Raw genomic sequence first — 18,115 nt, forward strand, 5'->3', positions numbered from 1 at the left:
CAGTCAGAAAGCAGAAGACCACCTGAAAGAATGATCTTCTGCCTTGCTGATACTCCAAAAAACTAGTGCATAAGCTGAGTTGGATCCTGCCCTTCTTTCAAGCAGTTTCCGTTACCGTCTACGCCAAACTCACAGTCTTTGTTGCTTGCAGTTGGATCACCCATGTTTGAACCACCTCCACAAGCGGTTAATGTTAATGCTACTAAAGTGGCAGCAAATATTGATAATTTCATCACGTTAAGCTCCTTTGTTAGATTTACCTTAAATTAATAAGGGCAGCTCTAAAAAATTCGGCATTCTTCTAAACTTTCTCCAGATGAAACCGAGCAAGACTCAGTGCAGACAAAAAATATTTAGCACTGCATGTAACTGACAGATAAGTAATATTTTTTATGAGCAACGAAGCATTAGATGAAATACAGTTTTTTTAGAAACGCCCTAAACCATGTTGCAGTATAGAATTGTATAACACAAATAAACAAATATCCTACAAGTTGAATATTAAGTCTTTGCTGAAAACACCATGAATCATCTTCAAACTTTCCCTGCAAACCGCAGGTTTTAGGCTGCTGCCTGATGCTGAGTGCTGATATACCGACTATGTTAAAATGGACATCTGCTTCGGAAACTCTCATTCCGAGTTTGGGGTAAACGGTCAGCAACATTCATACCCCGGCCTGTAAAAACACCTCTTTAAAACATGGCATTTTACTTTCCACATAATATTTTTAAACTAAACTACTAAATGATTCAGAAAAAGCACAGAATCCAGTTTCCTAAAAATCATAATTTTGACTTGGCGCAGGACGAATCCTATTTTTACCTGAAAGAAACAGGAGGACCAGCGAGAAAAATACATTTTCATGATTACCACGAGATCTACCGCATTCAGGGTTTGTATGAGCAATTGTTTTACGATAGGTTGAAATGCAGCTCACCGCGTAAAGTCGCTTCCATTTTACAATCTACGATGGATCAGTCCAGAAGGAATCTCAGCGAGCTTCGTGTCCTCGATCTTGGGGCCGGAAATGGCATGATGGGGGAAGAACTTAAAAAACAAGGTATTTCCCGACTGGTTGGTGTCGACATTATTAATGAAGCATACGAAGCGATGATTCGTGATCGCCCCGATGTTTATGATGCTTATTATGTTAATGACTTCACCAATCTGGATAGTGATAAAGAAGAGGAAATCTCCTCCTGGCGCCTTGACTGTATGACAGTTGTTGCCGCGTTGGGTTTTGGTGATATCCCCCCAAAAGCTTTTATTAATGCATTTAATATTATTGAAAAAACCGGCTGGGTTGCCTTTAACATCAAAGAAACATTCATGGATCAGAGTGATAAAACCGGATTTTCAAGGCTGATTCGCGAACTGATTTTTTCCGAATATCTGCATATCTATCATATCGAACGCTATCAACATAGGCTGTCGACCGAAGGGCTGCCGCTGTACTATTACGCTGTTGCCGGATTGAAGAACAACGATGTTCCGCTAGACTTTCTGGCGGAAAAGTCTTTGCTGTAGACTTTGAATCTTATCATTTAGCATAAAATTCCAGTATAGGCTGATGAACGTTTCTACTCCTGATCAAAATTTTTGATTGCTTCAAGTGTTGCAGTTAATGATCAAGGAAAATTATTGCCCTTAATCCATATTAATTATATGAGGTTTTAGTAAAACAAAATTATGAGTGACTTTCTTTTTACTTCTGAATCCGTATCCGAGGGCCATCCAGACAAAGTAGCTGACCAGATATCGGATGCTGTACTTGACGCAATTTTGACGCAGGATCCTCATGCCCGGGTTGCATGTGAAACCATGTGCAGCACCGGACTGATTGTTCTATCTGGTGAAATAACAACTCATGCAACTGTTGATTACAACGTCATTCCCAGGGAAACCGTACGCAATATCGGCTATACGAGCTCCGAGATCGGCTTTGACGCTACGACCTGCGCGGTATTAACAGCGTTCAACAAGCAATCTCCCGATATTGCCCAAGGAGTGAATCGCAGCAAGGAAAAAGAGATGGAGCAGGGAGCAGGAGACCAGGGGCTGATGTTTGGCTATGCCTGTGATGAAACACCGCAGTTGATGCCCATGCCGATTTTTTATGCGCATCGCTTAGTTGAGCAACAAGCAAAAGTGCGAAAAAATGGCAAGCTGCCTTGGCTCCGGCCGGATGCCAAATCCCAGGTATCAGTGCGTTACAGAGATGGCGTCCCACAAGGAATTGAAACCGTTGTGATTTCCACCCAACATGACCCCGATATCAGTCATGACAATCTCAAGGAAGGCGTCATCGAAGAAATCATCAAACCGGTACTGCCAGCAAAAATGCTCAGCAACCAGATTCAGTACCTCATCAATCCAACCGGCAGGTTTGTCGTTGGTGGTCCAATGGGCGACTGTGGCCTGACAGGACGTAAAATCATCGTCGATACCTATGGCGGTACCGCGCATCATGGTGGCGGTGCATTTTCCGGCAAGGATCCTTCCAAAGTGGATCGTTCTGCGACTTATGCCGGCCGTTATGTCGCCAAAAATATCGTTGCTGCCGGGCTGGCAAAAAGATGTGAAATTCAAGTGGCTTATGCCATTGGAGTGGCAAAACCAGTATCGCTAATGGTGCAAACTTTCGGCACCGGCAAAATCAGCGATGAAAAACTGGCGGAGCTGGTAAGCCGTCATTTTGACCTGCGCCCGCGCGCCATCATTCACGAGCTAGATTTGCTGCGCCCGATCTATGCCAAAACAGCAGCCTATGGTCATTTTGGTCGCGAAGAGCCAGATTTTACTTGGGAAAAAACTGACCTTGCCGAGCAATTGCGAGCCGATGTCGGAATTTAATACCTGACTAATCCAGCCAATTTTTATCCTGTACCGAGGAGCGCTGCAGCGTGTTATTAACGTGAGGCTCGTACAGAATTATTCTTCAAGTAACAACGGCGCTCTTTTATCATTGATGGAGATATGGAATGAGTGCAGTAATCAATACAAAACCCGTTAACAGCCAATTTACTGACTACAAAGTTGCTGATTTGTCTCTGGCGGAGTGGGGCAGCAAGGAAATAGCCATCGCGGAGACTGAAATGCCGGGTCTGATGGCATTACGTGAACAATATGCCGGCCAGAAGCCATTGGCCGGGGCGCGAATTGCCGGTTCGCTGCATATGACGATACAGACGGCAGTGTTGATCGAAACACTGACCGCGTTAGGTGCGGAAGTTCGCTGGGCTTCATGCAATATTTTTTCCACGCAGGATCACGCCGCTGCCGCTATCGCTGCGCAGAATATTCCAGTTTTTGCTTATAAGGGTGAATCGCTGGAAGACTACTGGGAATATGCACACCAGATTTTTGAATGGTCGAGTGATGGCTCGCGCACTGCCAACATGATTCTGGATGATGGTGGAGACGCAACCTTGCTGCTTATTCTGGGCAGCAGAGCAGAAAAGGATCCATCCGTGATTGCGAACCCTGCCAATGAAGAAGAGCAAGCGCTATTTGCCTCCATCAAAAAACGACTGGCAAATCAACCTGGCTGGTATTCACGCAATCTCGCCAATATTCAAGGCGTGACTGAAGAAACCACCACGGGCGTGCATCGTCTCTATGAGATGGAGAAAAAAGGTGAGTTGCCTTTCCCGGCGATCAATGTCAATGATTCGGTGACTAAATCCAAGTTTGACAATCTGTATGGCTGCCGCGAGTCTTTGGTTGATGGTATCAAGCGTGCGACTGATGTAATGATTGCCGGAAAAATAGCAATCGTTTGCGGCTACGGTGATGTTGGTAAGGGCTGTGCACAGTCACTGCGCGGGCTGGGTGCGACCGTATGGATCACGGAAATCGATCCGATCTGTGCCCTGCAAGCAGCGATGGAAGGCTTTCGCGTGGTGACCATGAATGATGCCTGTGATAAAGCCGACATATTCGTGACCGCAACGGGTAATTTGCGTGTCATCGCCCATGATCACATGATCAAGATGAAAAATCAGGCGATTGTTTGCAATATTGGGCACTTTGATTCGGAAATCGATATTGCTTCCGTCCAGAAATACACATGGGAAAATATCAAACCGCAAGTTGACCATGTCATCTTTCCTTCTGGTCGCCGCATCATTGTGCTGGCGCAGGGGCGGCTGGTGAATCTGGGGTGTGGAACAGGGCATCCTTCGTTTGTCATGTCAAATTCTTTTACCAATCAGGTTCTTGCACAAATCGAACTGTGGACCAGAGGGGAAAATTATCATCAAAAAGTGTATGTGCTGCCTAAGCATCTGGATGAAAAAGTTGCTCGCTTGCATTTGGAGAAACTTGGTGTCAATTTAACGGAATTGACCGACGAGCAGGCAAGCTATCTGAATCTGGACAAGAACGGCCCTTATAAACCGGAAACCTATCGTTACTGATAATTTTATTGGTAGAAACCACACCAGCGCATAATCCAGGCGCTGGTGTCTGTTTATAAAGGCGTCGCATGCAGTCCCAAAAAAAATTCCCACCCACTTTTAGTTTTGAATTTTTCCCGCCACAGACAGAAGAAGGACAGCAGAAACTTCGAGCGACCAGAATTCAGCTTGCGCAATTTTGTCCGAAATTTTTTTCAGTTACCTTTGGTGCGGGTGGCTCCACACGTGACCGTACCCTGGCAACAGTACTGGAAATACAGGCCGAAGGCTATCCGGTTGCCCCTCATCTCTCCTGCATTGGATCGACACGTGAGAATATTCGTAACATTCTTGAAACCTATCGCACACATGGCGTGACTCATTTAGTAGCATTACGCGGTGATCTGCCCTCCGGCATGGCGCAAGCCGGTGAATTTCGGTACGCCAACGAACTGGTAGCGTTTATTCGCAAAGAGTTTGCTGACATATTTCAAATTGAGGTTGCTGCCTACCCGGAATATCATCCGCATACGCGTTCAGCACAGGAAGACTTTGCCAATTTCAGACGCAAGGTAGAAGCAGGTGCGAGTGCCGCCATCACGCAATTTTTTTATAATGCCGATGCCTATTTTCATTTCATCGATATGTGTGAAAGAATCAACCTCGATATTCCTGTCGTTCCGGGCATCATGCCAATTGGAAATTTTTCGCAGCTGACCCGCTTTGCCGACAGCTGTGGTGCGGAAATTCCACGCTGGATCCGTCGCAAGATGGAAGGTTTTGGGGATGACACGGCTTCCATTCAAGCTTTTGGACTCGATGTCGTCACGGCATTGTGTAACCGTCTATTGGAAGCCGGCGCACCCGGGCTGCATTTCTACACCCTCAACTCTGCGGTGCTATCGACCAAGATCTGGCAACGCCTATCATTATAAATTGCAATCAGAATTTACTTTTTACTGGCACGATTACGAAACCTTTGGCGCAGATCCGGCCTGGGACCGGCCAGCCCAGTTTGCAGGTATCCGCACAGATAGTGCGCTCAATGAAATTGATGAGCCACTCGTCATTTATTGCAAGCCACCTCATGACCGTCTACCACAGCCGGAAGCTTGCCTGCTAACTGGCATCACCCCCCAGCTTACCGAGTCACAAGGGTTGATCGAACCTGAATTCATCGCACGCATTCATGAACAACTTGTGCGACCGGGAACCTGCGCACTTGGCTACAACACGCTACGCTTCGATGATGAAGTAACCCGCTACGCACTCTATCGCAACTTTTATGATCCTTACGCACGTGAATGGCAGCAGGGTAACTCACGCTGGGATCTGATCGATCTGGTGCGTATGGCTTATGCATTACGCCCGGAAGGGATCAGCTGGCCATATCATGAAAACGGCAAACCCAGTTTCCGGCTGGAAGATCTAGCTAAAGCCAATGGGCTCATCCATGACAGCGCGCATGACGCACTCTCTGATGTGCGCGCGACCATTGCCCTTGCGAAATTGATCAAGACGCAACAGCCACGCCTCTATAAATGGCTATTGCGGCTACGTGACAAACGTGAAGCGGCCAAACTGATTGATGTAACAGCACATACGCCTCTGGTTCATACCTCTCGCATGTATCCGGCTGAAACCGGTTGCACCACGCTCGTCATGCCGATGCTGCCCGATACCAACAATATGAACAGTATTCTGGTGTACGATCTGCGCCACGACCCCTCCGAATTCCTGATGATGGATACGACCACATTGGCAGAGCGGCTGTTCACATCGAATGCGAATTTGCCACTTGGTGCTCCACGCTTGCCGGTAAAGTCCATCAGGCTCAACAAATGCCCTGCACTGGCTCCACAGAATATTCTCGATGAGCAGACTGCCAGTCGCATCAAACTGGATACTGATCAGTGCCTGAAACATGCACAATTATTATCCGGAGAACGGGATTTCATGCAGCGCGTGCTGCAAATCTATACCAATCGTAGCTTTGAGGCTGTCCGCGATGCCGAACTCGCCCTTTACGACGGATTCATCAGCAATGATGATCGTGCACTGCTGCCTGGTGTGCGGGAAGCACAACCGGACAGACTTGCCGATTACGTCAAAAGATTTCAGGATGACCGCTATCCAGAATTATTGTTTCGTTATCGCGCTCGCTACTGGCCACACACTCTGTCGCACGAGGAAAAAATACGCTGGCGGGCTTATTGTCAGCAGCAACTTAACGAGCAAAAAACAGAAAACCATCATACGCTACCAAGCTATCAGGCATTACTGATACAGTTACGCCAGCAACTACCGGGAGAATTATCTTCATCCAGCAAAAAAATACTCGATGATCTGGAAGCCTGGGGCACGATGCTGGCACGGGAAAATGAAATTGACATCTGTTTGTGAAACACTTGTATCCTGAACCCGGAATCGGTTAGGGTAAATCTTTGAGACATTTCTGATGACCAGTCAAAACAAACCCGATACACCCTGGTGGGCAAACGGCGTCGAACAGGTCATTCGGGACATGGCCTCATCACCAAACGGGCTGAGCAAAGCCGACGCAGCTCGCCGTCTGCAGCGCGACAAGACCAATGTTTTCAGGGGCGAGGAAACCTCTCGTATTTTGCCACTGTTGTGGCGGCAGATTAGTTCGCCCATTGTATTAATCCTGATCGCAGCGGCTATTTTATCGCTCGTGATGCATGATGTGATTGATGCCATGATCATCCTTACCATCGTAATGGCAAGCAGTATGCTCGGATTCTGGCAGGAATACCGCGCTGCTTCTGCGGTAGCCAGTTTGCAGAAAATGGTCGCAGTGCTGACGGATGTGCTACGCGATGGCGTGACCATGCCGATACCTCTTTCGGGAATCGTACCGGGGGATGTGGTCATCCTGTCTGCGGGGACGAGCATTCCAGCAGATTGCCGTCTCCTGGAAGCGCGTGACCTGTTCGTCAATGAAGCTACGCTGACCGGTGAGACATTTCCGATTGAGAAATCACCCGGCGATTTGCCAGCGGATACGCCCTTGGCAAGGCGTACCAACGTTTTATTTCAGGGTACGCACGTCGTCAGTGGTACCGGTCGTGCGCTGGTAATGCGTACCGGACGGAATACCCAATTTGGTGCCATCGCCGGCCGGTTAAGGATCCGCCCGGAAGAGACCGATTTTGAACGCGGTATGCGCCAGTTCGGAATGCTGCTGGTCCGGGTAACGCTGATTCTGGTGATCATCATTTTTGGCCTAAATGTTTATCTGCAACGTCCGGTTCTGGACTCCTTTCTCTTCGCGCTGGCACTCGCCGTGGGGCTGACGCCGGAGCTACTGCCTGCCATTATCAGTATCAATCTGGCGCGCGGCGCACGCCGTATGGCGGTACGGAAAGTGATTGTCAAGCGATTGGTGTCAATTGAAAATTTCGGCAGCATGGACGTGCTGTGCTCGGATAAAACCGGCACGCTGACCGAAGGTAAGGTCCGGCTGGAGGGCACCTTTGATATTGAAGGCCAGCCAAGCGAACGAGTATTACGATTTGCTGGAATCAACGCCACTTTCCAAACCGGCTTCACCAACCCCCTTGATGCGGCCATCGTGACCCTCGCTGGTCAGTCGACAGCAAATGCTATCCGGCTAGATGAAATTCCGTACGATTTTACCCGCAAACGTCTGAGTGTGCTGGCAGCAGTGGATATAAATACCCAACCTGTCATGATTACCAAAGGCGCATTGACCCAGGTTCTGGCAGTTTGCACACATGTGGAAACCCGTGATGGCAAGATCGTACCAATCGAAAATCAGCGACAGACGATCGAATCACTTTATATGACATTCAGCGCTCGCGGGTTACGCACGCTTGGTCTGGCAGTAAAATACTTGCCAGAACGGACGGCCATTACCCGTAACGATGAAGCAGGCATGACTTTCATGGGTTTTCTGCTGTTCACCGATCCGCCCAAGGCCGGGATAACGACCGCTATCGGATCACTACGGGAACTAGGCGTGACACTCAAGATCATCACCGGTGACAGTCCCCTGGTAGCGCAGGCCGTGGCCAGGCAGATCGGCCTGACTGGAATAAAAATCGTCAATGGACCTGCCCTGATGCAGGTAAGCGATGATGCCTTGCCACAGCTGGCAAGTGATACCGATATTTTTGCCGAAGTCGAACCTAACCAGAAAGAGCGCATTATTCGCGCCCTGCGCAAGGCGGGGCATGTGGTGGGCTATATGGGAGACGGAATCAACGATGCACCCGCGCTGCACGCTGCTGACGTAGGATTGTCAGTGCAAGAGGCTACTGATGTCGCCAAGGAGGCTGCCGACATCGTGCTGCTGGAGTCCAACCTGGCAGTACTGGCCGATGGCGTGCGCGAAGGCCGCCGCACGTTTGCCAACACTCAGAAATATGTGTTCATGGCTACCAGCGCCAATTTTGGCAACATGTTCAGCATGGCAGGCGCTTCACTATTATTGCCTTTTCTGCCACTGCTGCCCAAACAGATCCTGCTCACCAACTTGATCACCGACCTGCCGGAGATGGCCATTGCCACCGATCGTGTCGACGCTGAAGCAGTGCAACGTCCGCAGCGCTGGAATGTCCAGTTTATCCGCCGTTTCATGTTTCGCTTCGGCCTGCTGAGCTCAGTGTTCGACTTCATTACCTTTGGGGTGCTGTATTTTCTGCTGGACGCCTCGCCAGAGTTATTCCGTAGTGGCTGGTTCGTTGAATCAGTCGTCTCCGCAGCCATGGTAGTGCTGGTACTACGTACTCGTGGTCCATTCTGGCGTAGCCGTCCATCACTGCCGCTTGGTCTGGCAACGCTTGCGGTGATCATTGTCACGATTACGCTGCCTTATACACCTGTCGGCACGCTCTTTGGCTTCGCGCCATTGCCATGGCCGTTTCTCGCATTGATGGGCATGATTGTCGCAGCTTACATCGGTTCAGCCGAGGTACTGAAACGTACGTTCTATCAGTGATGCCGCGTGCGGCTGGATAAATCGAACCAGATCATCGTTGCCGGAGGGTATGTGCTGCTAAAAAAGTCAACGCCGCTCTGCGTAGGCGGCGCGACTCCTCTGTGGTTAAAATCGATGTGTATTTTCCAGGCGGCATTGGTCTGCCACAGGATGTGCTCTACGCAAAGGCAATCATCCTGACTATTGCGCTATGCAGGAAATAACACAAAAAACAGCAATTACAGGTAGAAATGATTGCTATCGAGAAACCGAAATTTGTTGTCAGCAGAAACTGGCAACAATCAAAGGAAAAAAGAAAGAAATTTTGGAAAGACTTGCTCAAATTTTATTTGATCAGCGCTGCCAGCAATTCGCGACTACTCCATCTGCGCCCCTTGCCCCGGTTTGGGTCAATGTCAATGTGCCACATGCATCTCCTGTCATTGCACCTGTTGGTACGGCGCCAAGGGTATAGGTATTTTGTGCTGGGCCTGCCGTAAACTGGATCGTGTATTTAGCGGTACCGGTTCTGGGGGATTGCGCTACCGGTAACGCAAACGCATTGCCCGCACTATCCTGATCATAGCGATTTGCCTCAGTAAAATTACGCTCCAGCAATTGCGCCGTTTCCAGCAAAATACCACGGGCTTCTGCCCGATTCCCGCGTTGCACACTTTCAACATAAGATGGATAGGCTACCGAAGCCAGAATGCCGGCTATCGCGACAACAATCATCAGTTCAACCAGCGTAAAACCGTGAACATTTATTACCAGTTTTTTCATCTTGAATCCTCTTTTCCAAATAAACAAATCGAAATCTTACTGAATCTGTTTCCACGAACGGCGTGGTGGCGGCGCGTTGTTTTTGATGGTGATATTTTCTACTGCGCCGGTAGTCGTGGATGCAATCAGATGGATCAGGCTGCCGGCACTGATCGCCACGGATTCACTGCGAATCCCGTCTGAATTGATGCCAGCGATCACACGATCCTGACTGTTGACCTTGCCGTCGCCATTGGTATCAAACTCTGCACCCGACTTCATACCGCCTGTCTCTGCATCCAGCAGCATCAGCCAGTTGCGCCCGCCTGCCTCACAAGGATCATTCGACGGAATCAATGTGGTAAAGATGATGCGCCCGAAACTGAGCATCGGCATGATAACCGAGCGCTCTCCTTGCGCGATACCTGGCACAGGTGGCTGTAGCAGGTCAATGTACCAGCCGCGCTTGTTCACCCAATTGACGGTATTGGTGCTTACCGTGCGTTCGAATGGCGGCAATACCGTTTCGGTCACAATGGTCTGCTGCTGCAGCACACTGCGATCCGTGGCAGTTATGTGGCTACTGCCGTTATCCCAGATGCCATAGAAGCTCTGTATCTGCGTATTGGTGTTGTCACCCGAGGCGATGAACTGGCCGGTGCCGAAGAAAATTATGTAACCACCATTTTTATGAAAACCGATTTCCAGCGGTGAGGTAATCGGCTGCACCTGATTGCTGGCATTCCTGGCGGTAAACAGGGGCATATTGTTACTTCCGGTTTTATAAGCCACCGCCCATTGAGTGGTATTTGAATGGGACAGATCAAACTTCCAGACATTACCCTGCAAATCGCCGGCGTAAACCGTATCGATGATTTTATCGTTGTCGGTATCGACCAGCGCCGGACTGGATAACCCGTTATTAGTACTGTTGCTGGTCGCAATCTTTTTGATCAGCGCGCCGGTCTGCAGATTGACGATGAAAAGAAAGGCTTTGTCGCTGCCGCTGTTATAGCCATTACTGATAATAGCCACCCAATCGCCATTTTTTAATCGCGCAATTTTGGCCTGACCATGCACAAAACCGAGATCGGTGTCAGTGAACTCCCAGAGGACATTCGATGCAGAGAAATTGTTCGGGTCGGTAATATCGAGTGCAAAAATGCTTTTGCCACCCCCACCAAGCGAACCCAGCAGAATCGTCTTCCACGAAGAATCGATATAGGCATCGCCCGCATAAGCATTACCATCGACAAAATAACGATGTGCATAATCGGTTGCCGTCAGCTTGCTCAGATTTGGATATACTGCAGCAGGAACATAGGCAAACAGCTCTTGACCGGTATCGGCGTTCAACGCATGCAGCATGCCATCATTCGCACCGGTATAAACGACCGGCAGACGATTCTTGTTGGCATACACAAACGTCTGGTAATTTACCTGCCCGGGTGTACCGCTAGGCAGAGAATCATAATTGAAATTCAACGCTTTGACATACAGCAAATCCGAATTGACGATATCGCCGAGCAGGCCGCTGTTGCGGTTGCGAAAAGTGCCGCCCATCGCAATTTCGCTGCTTTTATCCCCGCGCAGCCAATTAAGCCGCAACATTCCCTTGCCATCGTCGACACCTACGATATTTTTATTCAACGCCGCCTGTTGCGTGGTAGACAGTGACGAAAACTCGGCTGAGGTGAATGCCAGGCCCGCCGAGCCGTTATGCGTAAAAATCTTGCGGCTGGCGTGCCCCGGCAACTGGCTGGAAGCTTCCCACTGCACTGCGCCGAGCGATCCATCAGATTGCAGATTGAAGGCAAACAGTTGCCCGCTCCAGTCAGCGCTGTTGAATTTAGCCTGATAAATCTGCGCGCCGGTATTGAGACGGCTGGTGTTGGTGGTCACCGCCGCCGCCGAGCTGGTACGTGCCGTGATGTTCACCAACACATTGCTCAATCCGCTGGCAAAGGCAGCCGGCTCCTGTGCACTGAAGAATTCCCCCCGGCTGTTAACCGCTGCATGCCACAGATCGTCGATCTTACTCAAACTGTCAGTCTCTGGGTCTGGCCAGCCCGCAGCAGTAGTTGGCAATTCAGATAATGAACCCTCCACACCCAATCCCACTGTAAAATTGACCATATGCTGCCAGAACGCCGGGTCTTTGGCATTGGTCGGCACCTTGTTGTTCAGATCAGGCTGCAGGTCATTCTTCCAGTAATGCATCGCCACATCCGCCAGGGTCTTGCTGTGATTATCCGCATAAGGTGGCCCCGGTGAGTATTGGTAACTGGCTGGAGATGCATTCGGAAAATGATTAACATGACTGTTACCGGCTGTATTATCAGCGTTACCTATACCGGAAGGATCAGATCCGTTCCAAGTGCCATCCGTCATCAAAATATGATAGTTCTGCCGGCAAACCGGTTGAGTACCTCCACTTTCACCTGGAGTCGTGCTCCACGGCCCCTTATTATCAGTACGTTTCAGATATTCACCGATACTTTGCGTGGCCTTACGCAGTGGCGTACCTGCTGCTGGAATGGTATGTCCATAGAGCTGATTAAAGAAATTATCCCTATTTGCACCCGCAAACTGCCTGACACCGGCAATCAGCGTGGAAGTCGATACCCCGTCTACAGTGTTGCTACTCTTGTTGATTGCGCCAAAACCCACCCGCATATTGTTGCCCTGCAGGGTAAAGGCGCGACCGACCCCGGCCCGTGACAGCAGAATACGGGAACGATAATAGGTATACCAGTTGGCGAAATTCTGGATTTCCTCTGCGTAGGTACAAACCGGTGCAGCAACGCAATCGGTACGCTCTGCACTACCGTCATAATTGCTTACGCTGGATTTGATTTCGACCTGGGTATAACTGCTGGCGGAATTGACCAGCCCGCCGTTATAGCGAAAATAGACGGCGGGATAAAACGTTCTGTCTTCAAAATCGGTAATTCCACCGCCAGCGGTTAGCCAGCGGGCATTCTGGGTAGTATCCTGTGTCAGATCACGGCAACCTTTGGCAGTATTGAACGGATTATGCGGTGCACAGGTGGGCGAGGCATTCGCCATCAGGCTGCCATCCGAATTGCTCCACGGCAAATAACGCACAACCGGGTTGTAATAAATCTTGTTCACATCACTGGAGCGTAGAGAAGCGCTGCGCCAGTTGTCGGCATCAAAGCCTACTACCCGGTTTTCGTAATCACTGCTACCATATACACTGCTGGCTCGGGGAAAAACATATCTTGTATCGCGGACTATCAACCCATCCGGCATGATTTCAAACTGCATCGAGCCAGAATCATCCAGCGTAAAAATTACATTGGGATCTACCGCTGTCGTCAGGAACAACGGCACGTCCGACAAGGGGAGTGCCGCCTGCACCCGCGTCGGCAGCAACACCAACATGCACAAAAGAACACTGATCCCCGGTAAGGTATATATAGATTTCATCTTGCGTCCCTTGTGTTAGAGCTGTCCTTATTACTATCGACGATAAATGCTCTGTAGAATCACAACCGCGCTTGCCGTTCCGCCGACGCCCCGTGCAATGATGCGAAACATTTCATCATCGGGGAAGGTCCCCGATTGCTGAGCACTTCCCTGGTTTCCTTGTGGCGGAACACTGGGCAGTTGTTCAATAATGTAGCGCGGCTGGCTGGCAACGCCATCCATACTGGCGTTTGCTACTCTTCCAAGTGATTCCCAGCCACTCCAGATTTTGGGATCTGGAGCAGCCGTGTCGGAGCTGGCATAGTGGTAAAGCCCATCTGAACCTGCAAACACCGGAATCGTGACCTGCTCCAGAAAAATTTCTCCCGAACGCAATGCCGCTTCAGCCGCCTGCAATGCCTGCGTCTCATCGCGCAGATTACCGGCCATTTTTTCCTCCAGCAGCGTACCTTGCAGCGCAGTTGTACCTAACAATGTCAGAATCACCATAAAGATCAGTCCAGTGACAAGTACCACTCCACGTTGCTGCTTGACTGGTTTCAACATAGTCTAGCTCCTTGAATCAAGTGCGATTGCGCAGCGCCACAACCGTCGAATAGGTTTTGCGCAAGCGGCGATCAGCCGGTGTCGTGGTCGTGTCGTTAAAGGTATAGGTCTGCGGCTGGCTGGCTATATTGTCTTCCGTCGATTGCATCAGCAGGTTGATACGTACACTGACGACGCTTTCCCAGTCAACCACCAGATCGGCTGTCTGATAAACATCGGTCGCCCGGTCGCCATCCGTATCCACGCCATAATCAATCTGCATATCTTCGACCCCCTCCACCAGCTCTTCGGCAACTTCGTTTCCTCTTCTCCAGTAAAGCGCCGGGGTGCCATTGGGGTTGGTGCGCACGTAATAGCTGCGCGTTGAAATCCTGATGATCTCACCACCCTCAAATGATTGGCCCAGATTTTTGGTCGCATTGCCTGGTGTATCTTCACCCGTGTTATGCACCACATTGTCCTGCCCGGCTGAAGTGTTGGTATTTGTGACCTGAAAAACAGCGGCTGCCAGACAATCCGTTACCAGCACAATGTCACCTATTTGCAAACCGCTGCCAGCCGTTAACTTAAGATCAGCCGAGCCAGGTGGGGTGCCGCCCGGATGGGAAAGTACGCGAGTACCCGGCCCATCCACTCCGCGGATGATCAGAATATCGTGCCCACCCAACGGGCTGGTGATTTCCGTAGGCAGCGCAGGCGTCCAGCCGCTGCCAGCTGCTTCGAATCCCTGGATGGGTTGACCAAAATTCCATAAATAAGCTGCTGAATTGTTCAAAGTGTTAACTGGCACGGTGCCCTCGCCCACACACCCCATGTACCCCGCCATCCGAATATCCCGGTTCAGTATCTGAAAAGCAAAGCGTGCATTCTCCTGAATACGCGCCAGCGCTTCATTAACCCGGTAAGTCTGCTGGCTGGATACCAGAATAGTGATCACACCACCGAGCAACACCAACCCAATGGTCATGGCGACCATGATTTCCACGAGGGTCAGACCATGTTGCCTGCTGGAGCAAGTGTTTTTTACCGGTACTTTTGCCATATTGCTCACAACTGCGTCGTCATAGCGAACTGCTGTGCGGGCAAGGCACCGCGACTGTCATCCCACTGGATCGTGATCGTCACCCTACCATTGGCATCCGTGACGACAGAACCCGTTCCAGCGGGCAAACTCGTTGCCAGCTCACTCAGCCAGTTATTAACGTCTTGACTGGTCATCGTGCTACTCTCGGACGATGCCGCACCCAGACCAATATCATAGGCGCCCTGCTCGGCTACCATTTTGTTTGCCCGCATGCTGTCCAGCAACCCATAGGCAAGCATGGAAGCATGAGAACGGGCGTTGGCACTTTGATTGTGTGTGAGTCCAGCTGATTGCAGCCCGGCCAGCCCAAGCAAGCCAATCGATAAAATCATGACGGCAACCAGCACTTCAATCATGCTGACGCCGGCTTGCGTCACACATCGGTTGCATTTTTCTCTGTTTAGCATGTCGGTACCTTTTTGACACTTGGACGGCCAGCGTTATTCAGCGTAATCGTACGGCCCTGATTATGGTTACAAAGATTGAACGTTCCATTAGACAGGCCGCCGCTTCCCTGGCTGCGCCCATTTGATTGATAAGAAAGCCAATTACTGAAATTACCGCTATTTCCCAGCGTACTGCCAGATAGGGCTGGAAAAACTCGCAATACTTCGTCAGCACCGTCGACGGAACCAGTCACACCGCCATCGCTGAGGATCAGCCACCCATTCTGCCAGCCACTTCCACTGGTACAAGTTGCCCCATTGTTACTGGTGCAAATTGTCACGCGCGTGCCGCGTTTCACGGCCTCGGAGCGGGCATAATTGAGCGAAGTCACCAGTTCATTTGCTTGAGCTGTCAAACGGGATTGCGTCATGGTCGACTGATAGGCAGGTACTGCCACGGTTGCCAGAATCGCCGAAATACTGAGCGTGATCATCAACTCCAGCAATGAAAATCCTTTGCTGGAAATTAGTGGATATCTCGGAAAATATGTGGCGCAGTGGTATGGTTGCCTTGCGCAGTGCTCGCTTCGTGCGCCCTGCTTTACCATTGCTTGTAACGGTTTTTCGAGATGCTCTATTGTTCTCACCATTTCCATTCCCGTGGTTACCACGTTATCAACCAAATTTGCTCACGCAAATGCTCTAACGGCTGGAGTGGTTACAAACTTTAATTTTTGGAAAAGGGTGAGAAAAACTGATGCGAGCCAGTCATTCCTGGCTCATTTGAGGGGATACGAAGCGGCAGTACTGCGCTATAACGTAACTACTCGCCCCCCAAAAAATATTTAAAAAAACACTTGACAGGTTTTTGTACGAGAAAAATTCAATTTTGTACCTCACAGCCAAATCTCTGCGATAAGCAGCTTAGACCCATCGCCAGGCTGATGACAGTACGATTTTGCCGTTTTGTCCGGGTGAGTTCATTTTATCCTCACCTGCTGGCTTATCGATCGCCAAAAAAAGCCGTGTTATGATGGAGTTATCGATAATAACCCATTAACATCAACGTGGCGAGTCTGGATAAAACTTCGGTTAGAGATGAAGTCAGTCGTTTGAAAGCAGACTTTGATCGTCTTGGCTCGGAAGGAAAATTATCTTCTGAGAGTCAGGCAATCATGAATAGCCTGTTTATGATTGTCGAACTGATCCTGGCTATTTTTCTTGAGCGCAGCACCAAAAAAGATAGTGGCAATTCCAGCAAACCCTCTTCTCAAACGCTAAAAGATGAGTCTGCGCTAAGCCACCCCGGAAGTAATGGCAAAGGCAAAAGTGAGAACAAGGATCAAGCCGGCAATATGCGCGTTAATGAAATCGTGACGATTTCTCCCGTCCTCACTTGTGAGGTCTGCGCACAAGACCTGAGTGGTGTTCCTTGTGTCGATCATGAAAGGCGCACCAGGATCGATATCGTATTTGAGAAAGTCATTGATCATGTGGATGCTGAAATCAAACGCTGCCCGGCCTGTGATAGTACGGTGAAAGGAGTCTTCCCGCCGGACATGCACGGCCCGTTACAATATGGCGATGGCTTGAAGGCTTTTGTGATTAACTTGCTGATCGGTCAGATGGTGGCCCTGAACCGGGTGCAGAAGCTGGTGAAATCGATGATAGGCACCGTAATTGCTGAAGCCACTTTGTTAAAGTTTGTCCTTCGTCTTCATCAGGCGCTGGCAAACTGGGAGCAGCAAACTACGGAGAAGATACTCCATTCACCTGCGATCAATGTCGATGAAACGTCTTTCCGGGTTGACATGAAGAACTACTGGATTCATGTCTATTCGTCGAATGACCTCACTCTCAAGTTTTTGCACCGGAACCGAGGCAAAACGGCGGTCGAAGTGATTAACATCATTCCACGCTATGGCGGTGCCATTATTCATGACTGCTGGCCAACCTATTTATCGTATCCTCACTGCAGTCATGGACTGTGCGGGTCCCATTTGTTGCGTGAACTGACTTTTATTGTTGATACGCATGACTATGCCTGGGCATGCAATATGAAGCGCATGTTACAGGAGACCTGCAAAGAAGTCTCCCAAAGCACGGAAAAGCGCCTAAGCGATAAAGCGTTCGCCAATCTACAAAAACGTTACCGGAATATCTTGACGCATGGCAAAAAAGAACTGCCCGTCATTCCACCCAAATCCAGTGGCAAGCGCGGTAAACTAGCCAAATCTGATGCGCACAATCTTTGGGAAAGACTCAAAATTCATGAAGCAGCCGTGCTGCTGTTTGCGAAAAACCCGCATGTATCGTTTACTAATAACCGAGCAGAGCGTGACCTGAGAATGTCAAAGGTCAAACAAAAGGTCTCGGGTTGTTTTAGAGTCAGCGAATACGCACATGCCTATTGCCGAATTTCAAGCTATCTGCAATCCATGGCCAACAAGGGATATAACCCACTTGTCGCTATTCAAATAGCGTTGGCCGGTGAAGCTCATAAAGTATGGGGTGAGTAGTTAC

General features: G+C 49.7%; 14 protein-coding genes and 1 riboswitch. Of the genes, 7 read left to right on the forward strand and 7 right to left on the reverse strand.

All coding sequences use genetic code 11. From position 1 onward, the window contains the following. Positions 1-62 precede the first annotated feature (62 nt). Positions 63-233, reverse strand: a complete 171-nt coding sequence (locus NSMM_RS15495; RefSeq protein ID WP_176753828.1) for a hypothetical protein — start codon at positions 231-233, stop codon at positions 63-65. A gap of 512 nt (positions 234-745) precedes the next feature. Between NSMM_RS15495 and NSMM_RS02555 the strand changes: the two genes are divergently transcribed. The 6 genes from NSMM_RS02555 to mgtA all read left to right on the forward strand — a co-directional run bounded on the left by NSMM_RS02555 (position 746) and on the right by mgtA (position 9,382). Next, on the forward strand, positions 746-1,528 hold the full coding sequence (locus NSMM_RS02555) for a class I SAM-dependent DNA methyltransferase (protein ID WP_218120983.1): 783 nt from the start codon (positions 746-748) through the stop codon (positions 1,526-1,528). A gap of 162 nt (positions 1,529-1,690) precedes the next feature. Beyond that, positions 1,691-2,854 (forward strand): methionine adenosyltransferase, encoded by a 1,164-nt coding sequence (gene metK / locus NSMM_RS02560; RefSeq protein WP_090284313.1) that lies wholly within the window; start codon positions 1,691-1,693, stop codon positions 2,852-2,854. A gap of 28 nt (positions 2,855-2,882) precedes the next feature. Next, positions 2,883-2,965: riboswitch (S-adenosyl-L-homocysteine riboswitch) on the forward strand. A gap of 17 nt (positions 2,966-2,982) precedes the next feature. Beyond that, positions 2,983-4,419 (forward strand): adenosylhomocysteinase, encoded by a 1,437-nt coding sequence (gene ahcY / locus NSMM_RS02565; protein ID WP_090284315.1) that lies wholly within the window; start codon positions 2,983-2,985, stop codon positions 4,417-4,419. A gap of 68 nt (positions 4,420-4,487) precedes the next feature. After that, positions 4,488-5,333, forward strand: a complete 846-nt coding sequence (metF, locus tag NSMM_RS02570; protein ID WP_090284317.1) for a methylenetetrahydrofolate reductase [NAD(P)H] — start codon at positions 4,488-4,490, stop codon at positions 5,331-5,333. Position 5,334: 1 nt separating this feature from the next. Beyond that, positions 5,335-6,801, forward strand: a complete 1,467-nt coding sequence (gene sbcB, locus NSMM_RS02575) for an exodeoxyribonuclease I (protein ID WP_245654653.1) — start codon at positions 5,335-5,337, stop codon at positions 6,799-6,801. 55 nt (positions 6,802-6,856) lie between these two features. After that, positions 6,857-9,382 (forward strand): magnesium-translocating P-type ATPase, encoded by a 2,526-nt coding sequence (gene mgtA / locus NSMM_RS02580; RefSeq protein ID WP_090284320.1) that lies wholly within the window; start codon positions 6,857-6,859, stop codon positions 9,380-9,382. A 333-nt stretch (positions 9,383-9,715) separates the two neighbouring features. On the opposite strand, the gene NSMM_RS02585 is transcribed toward mgtA, so the two are convergent. Genes NSMM_RS02585 through NSMM_RS02610 form a run of 6 tightly spaced genes read right to left on the reverse strand, consistent with a single transcriptional unit; the run spans position 9,716 to position 16,242 of the window. Beyond that, complete coding sequence (locus NSMM_RS02585; RefSeq protein ID WP_090284322.1) at positions 9,716-10,144, reverse strand: type IV pilin protein; 429 nt, start codon at positions 10,142-10,144, stop codon at positions 9,716-9,718. Positions 10,145-10,180: 36 nt separating this feature from the next. Next, positions 10,181-13,576, reverse strand: a complete 3,396-nt coding sequence (locus NSMM_RS02590) for a pilus assembly protein (protein ID WP_090284324.1) — start codon at positions 13,574-13,576, stop codon at positions 10,181-10,183. Between the two features lie 33 nt (positions 13,577-13,609). After that, on the reverse strand, positions 13,610-14,122 hold the full coding sequence (locus NSMM_RS02595; protein WP_090284326.1) for a pilus assembly PilX family protein: 513 nt from the start codon (positions 14,120-14,122) through the stop codon (positions 13,610-13,612). 16 nt (positions 14,123-14,138) lie between these two features. Continuing rightward, positions 14,139-15,164 (reverse strand): PilW family protein, encoded by a 1,026-nt coding sequence (locus NSMM_RS02600; RefSeq protein ID WP_090284328.1) that lies wholly within the window; start codon positions 15,162-15,164, stop codon positions 14,139-14,141. A 5-nt stretch (positions 15,165-15,169) separates the two neighbouring features. Continuing rightward, on the reverse strand, positions 15,170-15,613 hold the full coding sequence (pilV, locus tag NSMM_RS02605; RefSeq protein ID WP_090284331.1) for a type IV pilus modification protein PilV: 444 nt from the start codon (positions 15,611-15,613) through the stop codon (positions 15,170-15,172). Beyond that, complete coding sequence (locus tag NSMM_RS02610) at positions 15,607-16,242, reverse strand: GspH/FimT family pseudopilin (RefSeq protein ID WP_245654654.1); 636 nt, start codon at positions 16,240-16,242, stop codon at positions 15,607-15,609. Before NSMM_RS02610 ends, pilV begins: the two co-directional genes overlap by 7 nt. A 417-nt stretch (positions 16,243-16,659) precedes the next feature. Here NSMM_RS02610 and tnpC point away from each other — a divergent pair, with 417 nt between their 5' ends. Next, complete coding sequence (tnpC, locus tag NSMM_RS02615) at positions 16,660-18,111, forward strand: IS66 family transposase (protein WP_090284333.1); 1,452 nt, start codon at positions 16,660-16,662, stop codon at positions 18,109-18,111. Positions 18,112-18,115: the final 4 nt, after the last annotated feature.

The sequence above is a fragment of the Nitrosomonas mobilis genome, assembly GCF_900103035.1.
In the GTDB taxonomy this organism is placed as follows: Bacteria; Pseudomonadota; Gammaproteobacteria; order Burkholderiales; family Nitrosomonadaceae; genus Nitrosomonas; species Nitrosomonas mobilis.

What these genes read in the sequence shown, in the direction of transcription:
- NSMM_RS02585 (WP_090284322.1), bottom strand. Translation starts at nt 10,144, where the DNA reads ATGAAAAAACTGGTAATAAATGTTCACGGTTTTACGCTGGTTGAACTG.
- NSMM_RS02590 (WP_090284324.1), bottom strand. Translation starts at nt 13,576, where the DNA reads ATGAAATCTATATATACCTTACCGGGGATCAGTGTTCTTTTGTGCATG.
- ahcY (WP_090284315.1), top strand. Translation starts at nt 2,983, where the DNA reads ATGAGTGCAGTAATCAATACAAAACCCGTTAACAGCCAATTTACTGAC.
- NSMM_RS02610 (WP_245654654.1), bottom strand. Translation starts at nt 16,242, where the DNA reads ATGGTGAGAACAATAGAGCATCTCGAAAAACCGTTACAAGCAATGGTA.
- metF (WP_090284317.1), top strand. Translation starts at nt 4,488, where the DNA reads ATGCAGTCCCAAAAAAAATTCCCACCCACTTTTAGTTTTGAATTTTTC.
- metK (WP_090284313.1), top strand. Translation starts at nt 1,691, where the DNA reads ATGAGTGACTTTCTTTTTACTTCTGAATCCGTATCCGAGGGCCATCCA.
- pilV (WP_090284331.1), bottom strand. Translation starts at nt 15,613, where the DNA reads ATGCTAAACAGAGAAAAATGCAACCGATGTGTGACGCAAGCCGGCGTC.
- NSMM_RS02600 (WP_090284328.1), bottom strand. Translation starts at nt 15,164, where the DNA reads ATGGCAAAAGTACCGGTAAAAAACACTTGCTCCAGCAGGCAACATGGT.
- mgtA (WP_090284320.1), top strand. Translation starts at nt 6,857, where the DNA reads ATGACCAGTCAAAACAAACCCGATACACCCTGGTGGGCAAACGGCGTC.
- NSMM_RS02555 (WP_218120983.1), top strand. Translation starts at nt 746, where the DNA reads ATGATTCAGAAAAAGCACAGAATCCAGTTTCCTAAAAATCATAATTTT.
- NSMM_RS15495 (WP_176753828.1), bottom strand. Translation starts at nt 233, where the DNA reads ATGAAATTATCAATATTTGCTGCCACTTTAGTAGCATTAACATTAACC.
- NSMM_RS02595 (WP_090284326.1), bottom strand. Translation starts at nt 14,122, where the DNA reads ATGTTGAAACCAGTCAAGCAGCAACGTGGAGTGGTACTTGTCACTGGA.